Consider the following 6,466-nt stretch of genomic DNA (forward strand, 5'->3'; position numbering starts at 1 on the left):
GTTACTATAGCTGGTTACTATAATCAGGTTAGGCAGCTTACTTAGTAAAATACGGGCTTAGTGAAATGCGGGCTCGGTAAAACACAGGAAAAAAGGAAATAACGCTTATGTCAGTTGATTTGTATGTTATTGGAAATGCGCTGGTTGACCTCGAATACAGTGTCGACGATCAGTTTTTACAACAGCATCAACTGCTCAAAGGCACCATGCAACTGGCTGAACAAACTGCCCAGCAGCAATTACTAGCCCACTTAAATCAGAATCATCATGCGCAGGAACAGGCCAGTGGTGGCTCGGCTGCCAACTCTACTGTGGCATTTACTGCAATGGGTGGATCAGCATTTTACGCCTGCCGTGTGGGCAACGATGATTTTGGCCGGTTTTACCTCAATGGTTTGAGACAGGCGAATGTGCAGACTTCCAGCAGTTCCATGAGTGAAGGCGAAACTGGCACTTGCGTGGTACTGGTAACGCCGGATAGTGAGCGTACCATGCAAACCTATCTGGGGATTACCGCCGAATTAAGTGCTGCGCAAATTGATTTTGAACCTTTAAAAACAGCCAAATATTTGTATATTGAAGGCTATCTGGCCACTAGTCCTACGGCACGCCTTGCGGTTAAACACGCCCGTGAAATTGCCAAGGACAGCAATATTGCAACGGCAATTACCCTGTCCGACCCCGCCATGGTGCAATATGCGCGTGAAGGTCTGGATGACCTGATCGCTGACGGGGTAGACATCCTGTTTTGTAATGAGCATGAAGCTCGCATGTATACTGGTACTGAGCAACTGGACGATACGGTGGCTGCTTTGCTGAACCTTGGCAATATTGTCATTATCACCCGTAGTGAACAGGGCGCCATCATTGCAACACGTTCTGGCAAACGCCTCACCATTGAAGCGGTGCCCTGTAATGCCATTGATACGTTAGGTGCTGGAGATGCCTTTGCTGGTGCATTTTTATATGGCATGAACAAAGGCTATACGCTAGAAAACTGTGGAAAGCTAGCTGCAGCTACCGCGTCTAAAGTGGTAAGCCAGTATGGGCCACGCTTATCCATTGAACAATATCAGGCTATTTTGCAAGCTGGTTCATTGACAGGCGATGTAGCTGCTATTTAATTTACGATGGGTTAATTTTCCCATCGTTAAGTGTTTTAAAGTTTTCGCAAAGGTGTGACCCATGCAACCCATCATGCAACGACTGTGTAATACTGAAGACATCCCGGAACGCGAAGCCCGCGGCTTTGATACCGATAAAGGCTCGATCTTTATTACCCAGCGTGATGGGGCATTTTATGCGTATCTTAATAATTGTCCACATCTGGGCACTGAGCTGGAATATCAGGAAAACCAGTTTCTGGATATGGACCGTGAATACATTATTTGTTCAACGCATGGGGCGCTATTTCAGGTTGAAGATGGAGCCTGCATTTTTGGCCCCTGTCAGGGCGATCATCTAACGCCAGTAGAAATCAGTGTTCATTCCGATGGTGGCATTTATCTGGTCGAATAAGGACATAATCCAGCTTTTATAAATTCCTCATGGGTCAACGATGGGGGATAAAGCTGGTAAATTTGGCGAGGACAGCCATGACAGGTTCAATCTTTTTTTCAGCACCCTTCCTGCTGTTTACCCTTGCACTAATCAGCATGCTGCTGCTGGCATTAAGTGAAACGCTGGGTACTTCACTAAAATTTAGCCCGTCTGCCTGGATTGAAGCCCGCCTGCCGCGTGTGGTGGTTTATATCCTTAAACGCCTTCATGCCAATCAGTTTCCTATTTTTATCCTGTCTATCCTGTTTTTGCTGAGCACTGGTGTATTTGGCTATTTGTTCCAGTTTATCTGCTATGCCATGACTGATGCCTTTGCGTCGGTCTGGCTGATTATTCTTCCAGTATTGCTGATCAGCCTGTTGTTTACTGCTTTTCTAAGTCACTGGCTGAGCCAGCTCATGTATAGTGACCGCACCATGCCGGTGATTGGCCAGCCTGAGCTACTGGGACGGATTGCCACCATTTGCCGTGGTGATGCCCGACCCGGCTTTAGTGCACAAGCGCGGGTGCGTGACCAGCATGGCCACCTGCATTATGTGGAAGTTGAACCGGAATTTGGTGAGCTGGAACTGCACAGCGAAGTGATTCTGGTATCCAAGCACAAACACTTATACATGGCCAAAACCTTGCCCAAGGATAATCATTTACTGGACCAATAAGCGTAACAGACTAATGACGATTCAATAAAAACTGGGATATAACGTTTAGCCAATGTCCAGCTCTAAAACGACAGGCGTATGATCGGATGGACGTTCCAGCTTGCGCGGCGCACGGTCAATCCAGCTGGCTTTTGCAGCGGGCACCAGTGCCGAACTAATTAAAATATGATCAATACGCAAGCCCAGATTGCGCCGAAAGGCCACCATGCGGTAATCCCACCAGCTATAGAGTTTTTCAGGCTGCTCAAACAGGCGAAAACTGTCATGCAGGCCAAGTGCTTGCAGTTGCCGAAACGCGACCCGTTCAGGTTCACTCACCAGCACACTACCCTGCCATCGCTCCGGGTCATAAACATCGCGGTCTTCGGGCGCAATATTGTAATCACCCAGTAAGGCCAGCTTGGGATATTGCTTTAACTGCTGCTCAAGGTATGCGGTAAGTGCTTGTAACCATTGAAGCTTGTATAGATATTTGTCCGAACCCACGCTTTGCCCATTGGGAATATAAACACAGATTATCCGGATACCACAAATGGTTGCCGCTACTACCCGCTTTTGGATGTCTTCCAGATTGGGAATATCAAACTGCACCTCTTCAATAGGATGCTTGCTGATAATAGCAACGCCATTATAGGTTTTTTGCCCCAGATGCACCGCCTGATAACCAATATTGGTAAATTCATCGTAGGGAAATTTGTGGTCTTCAATCTTGGTTTCCTGCACGCATAACACATCCACCGCTTCGGCGTTAAGCCACTCCAAAACCTGTGGCGCGCGGACATTCAGTGAATTGACATTCCATGTGGCAATTTTCATGGTTAGGCAGTAATCGTAAGAAAAAAGATAGAAATATCATAGACTGCCTGAGCAATACAGGCTGTACAATTCCTGTGTTCCATTTAACGTTTAAATAAAAATTATTTGATTTAAAATGATAAAACGATTGAATAAATAGGCATTTTATTCAGGATCAAAATAATAACGCTTAATCTCATTGGAATGCAGGAAAGCTGGAATCAGGCCGGTTAAGGCAGCACGGATGTCCGCCCGTTCATTGATGAGCTGATGCGAACCTTCTTCCAGAATGAGCAAGGTTTGCAGGCGGAATTTCTTGCGGATAAATTCAAGGTTGTAACGCCAGTCTACGGTTTCATCCTTGGCGCCCTGTGCCACCCAAACCGGAATCCGGCAGGGCGGCAACTGCTCAATTCTTACCATCCATTTGGCCAGCGCCAGAATCCACTCAAGGCTCATCACCCGTGGTTGCAAAGGGTCTGTTAGTCGCACAAAGCGTAAAAATTCAGGGTTGTGGTTGTTGCGCCTGAAGTTGCGCGGCACGTTGCGCTTGATTTTTTTGATCAGGGTTAGGCCAACGCTGTTGTGCCACCACGCACTTTTGGCGGGCCGTACCAGCGGCGACAATAGCAATGCGCGGTCAATCATGGGCGAACGACGCTGAGATGCTGCTGTTAAGGTGTGGTCAATCCAGATGGCTCCACCAGTACTTTGCCCAATGCCCAGCCATGGTTTTGGCAACTGGTCACTATGCGGTGCAGCCCACTCGCCAATCCCGGACAATATGCCTTGATATACCGCAAATTCCTGAATACTGGCCACAGGCCCTTCTGTTAAACCATGTCCCGGCAAATCATAGGTAATGACGCTAAAACCCTGCTCAATAATTTCCTCAATAATCGGCTGGTAAATGCCGCTATGCTCCAGATAGCCATGGATCAGCCAGACTGTGCCATGAATCTGCTGCCTGGGCTGAAATACCTGAATATGGGTTTTATGCTGAGCCACATTTAAGTAACCCTGCCAGTGCAAGGCGTCAATCTTGTTTAGGCCGTACAGGGTTTGATAGCCTTCGAGCACCGGATTTAGCATCATTGGCTCGCTGATACTTAATAACGGCAGCGCATCCGGGGTACTTTCACGATCCGGCAAGGGCAACTGGGTTGCACGCAGTACCGCAGGCGTCTGAAAAGGATACGGTTTATTCATCAGGGCACCTCACGGCAGTTGGTTTCACCAAACCATAAATCACGGATACTGGCAATGGCTTCATAGGTTGCCCGGCGGCTATGCATCAGGTTGCTTTTGCTGGGCTTCCATCGGGTTGGTGCATTTGGTAATGGTGCTACGACAGGAATGGTATCAATGCCATTCATGGCAAACAGGCGTCTGGCACGCGGCATATGGTAGGCATCCGTAATCAGTTCAACACGCGGGGCACCACCTTTTTTTTGCAGTAACAGGGCACTAAAGCGTGTGTTTTCACAGGTGTTCATGCTACGGTTTTCCAGCAAACGAGCGTCCACCTGATGCACCTTAAGCCAGTTTTGCATATAGGGCGCTTCTACACCACTTAGCAAGATAGGCAATGGATTATGCTGCTTCTGGCGCACTGCTTTCTCAAGACGCATGCGGGTATAGGCATTGACTACAATATTATGCATGGCATCACGACCTAATCCACCGCCTAGTACCACAATCACATGCGCCTGATTTTTAGTTAATTTTTTTGCTGTATTCTGTTTTGCTGCTTTATTACTGCCAACATGGTTGCTAGCTGTATTTGGAGACTGTTTTTGCACCTGACTGCTATCTTGTAAATAATCGTCCTGCAATTTGGCCAGTGTTTCTGCCAGACTGGGGACATTCTGTGCTTTATCTGTATTGTCATCTGCACTCTCACTTGTTGTGCCATTGGCAGAATCCTCAGACTGCTGATCTTTTTGTGCGGCTTCCTGCTTATCAAATTCCTTTAATAACTGTTGCGCCTGCTGCTCAGCAATTTGCTGCTGCTGTTGTTGCCATTCTGGTGAGCCCGGTTCAGGCTGATCCACTTCCTCAATACGGCCATCGCCTTTCTGGCTGGCCGCAGCCACCTGATTGACCGTTACCGGGATTTTGTTCAGACCCCACAGAATAGCGCGCGCATAAAATGGGCTCATAACAAATAGCACAACGGCAACCACCAACAATGCAAGGGCTGCCAGCCGCTTTATTGTTCGTTTAGGCCACGATACTGCTGTTGTCATAGTTCCTCATTTTATCATTATTAACGTTTAAAAGTTAACCAGAACCGGTTCCTGCTCGAGCCGGATTGAAAATTTCTGGAATACCGAATCCTGAACGGCTTTACTTACCTGCTGCACATCAGCCAGCGAAGCAATATCCCGGTTGACCAGTACCAGCGCCTGCTTTTCATACATTCCTACACTACCAATACTCTTGCCCTTCCAGCCAGCCTGATCAATCAGCCAGCCTGCTGCCACCTTGACCTGCCCATTGGGCTGCGGGTAAGAACCTAACAAGGGATAATGATGTTTTAACTGTTCATAGTGGGCAATATCAATGACCGGATTCTTAAAAAAACTGCCCACATTTGCAATCTTTTTAGGATCTGGCAATTTGGCCTGACGAATCTGGATAATGACTTTTGCTACCGATTCCGGGGTTGGATGTAACCCGGCCTGTTCACGTACATCGCCATAATTTAGCGCAAGATGGGGCTGCTTGCTTAAGCAAAACACTACCCGGCTAATGATCCAGTCACCTGGCTGTTGCTTGAAAATACTATCACGGTAGCCAAACTGGCACTGCGCTGGCTGCAGGATATGCCAGCGCCTTGTTGGCAGATGCCATGCTTTAATGTGATGAATATACTGGCTGACTTCCACCCCATAAGCACCAATATTTTGAATGGGTGACGCCCCCACATATCCCGGAATCAGTGACAGATTTTCGAGCCCGTACCAGCCCTGAGCCAGCGCATATTGCACAAACGGATGCCATTCCTCACCCGCCATGACCTCAACCAGTACCTGCTGTGGGTTCTCGGCAATAACCCGGATGCCGCGCAGCAAAGGCCGGATCACCAGCGCATCTATAAACTCGGACAGCAGAACATTGCTACCACCTGATAAAACAAAAATCGGCAACCGCTTTGCAGTGACTGATTGCAAAATAGCCAGCAAGTCATCTTCTGTGGTTACACTGGCCAGATACCGTGCTGTGCTGTTTAGGCTTAAAGTATTAAACGGTTTTAGACTGGCGTTTTGTTCACACTGCAACATTCGGGATACTCAATTCAAAAAAACCAATTCAAAAAAACTAGGGCGTGTCCTCATTTGGCTTTACACCAAATCAACATGCAAGCAATGTAAATCATAGACTGATAATTTCGTGCAAGCTTATCAAATCGGGTTGCAATAGCACGGAAATGTTTTAGTCTCGCAAAA

7 protein-coding genes and 1 pseudogene are annotated in these 6,466 nt (G+C 47.6%); 3 read left to right on the forward strand and 5 right to left on the reverse strand.

Translation table 11 applies throughout. The annotated features are described in order from the left end of the window. Positions 1–107: 107 nt before the first annotated feature. The 3 genes from E2B99_RS01695 to E2B99_RS01705 all read left to right on the forward strand — a co-directional run bounded on the left by E2B99_RS01695 (position 108) and on the right by E2B99_RS01705 (position 2,219). Positions 108–1,124, forward strand: a complete 1,017-nt coding sequence (locus E2B99_RS01695; protein ID WP_134243266.1) for an adenosine kinase — start codon at positions 108–110, stop codon at positions 1,122–1,124. Positions 1,125–1,197: 73 nt separating this feature from the next. After that, positions 1,198–1,518 (forward strand): Rieske (2Fe-2S) protein, encoded by a 321-nt coding sequence (locus tag E2B99_RS01700; protein ID WP_134243282.1) that lies wholly within the window; start codon positions 1,198–1,200, stop codon positions 1,516–1,518. Between the two features lie 77 nt (positions 1,519–1,595). Then, positions 1,596–2,219, forward strand: coding sequence for an OB-fold-containig protein (locus E2B99_RS01705; RefSeq protein WP_166738957.1), 624 nt, complete (start codon positions 1,596–1,598; stop codon positions 2,217–2,219). A gap of 45 nt (positions 2,220–2,264) precedes the next feature. Here the strand turns inward: E2B99_RS01705 and xth are convergent, their stop codons facing one another. The 5 genes and pseudogenes from xth to E2B99_RS01730 form a co-directional block, all read right to left on the reverse strand. After that, entirely contained in the window at positions 2,265–3,035 is a 771-nt protein-coding gene (xth, locus tag E2B99_RS01710; RefSeq protein ID WP_134243268.1) for an exodeoxyribonuclease III, read from the reverse strand. Between the two features lie 144 nt (positions 3,036–3,179). After that, on the reverse strand, positions 3,180–4,223 hold the full coding sequence (locus E2B99_RS01715) for an alpha/beta hydrolase (RefSeq protein ID WP_134243269.1): 1,044 nt from the start codon (positions 4,221–4,223) through the stop codon (positions 3,180–3,182). Next, positions 4,223–5,176 (reverse strand): YdcF family protein, encoded by a 954-nt coding sequence (locus E2B99_RS01720; RefSeq protein WP_240687688.1) that lies wholly within the window; start codon positions 5,174–5,176, stop codon positions 4,223–4,225. The genes E2B99_RS01715 and E2B99_RS01720 overlap by 1 nt, the downstream gene beginning before the upstream one ends. Positions 5,177–5,290: 114 nt before the next feature. Continuing rightward, positions 5,291–6,298 carry a UDP-N-acetylmuramate dehydrogenase gene (gene murB, locus E2B99_RS01725; protein ID WP_430981435.1) on the reverse strand — a complete coding sequence of 336 codons (1,008 nt, stop codon included), beginning with the start codon at positions 6,296–6,298 and terminating at the stop codon, positions 5,291–5,293. Positions 6,299–6,351: 53 nt separating this feature from the next. Next, a pseudogene (locus E2B99_RS01730) lies at positions 6,352–6,466 on the reverse strand (IS5/IS1182 family transposase); the annotation flags it as partial.

The sequence above is a fragment of the Alkanindiges illinoisensis genome (assembly GCF_004377485.1).
Lineage (GTDB): Bacteria > Pseudomonadota > Gammaproteobacteria > Pseudomonadales > Moraxellaceae > Alkanindiges > Alkanindiges illinoisensis_A.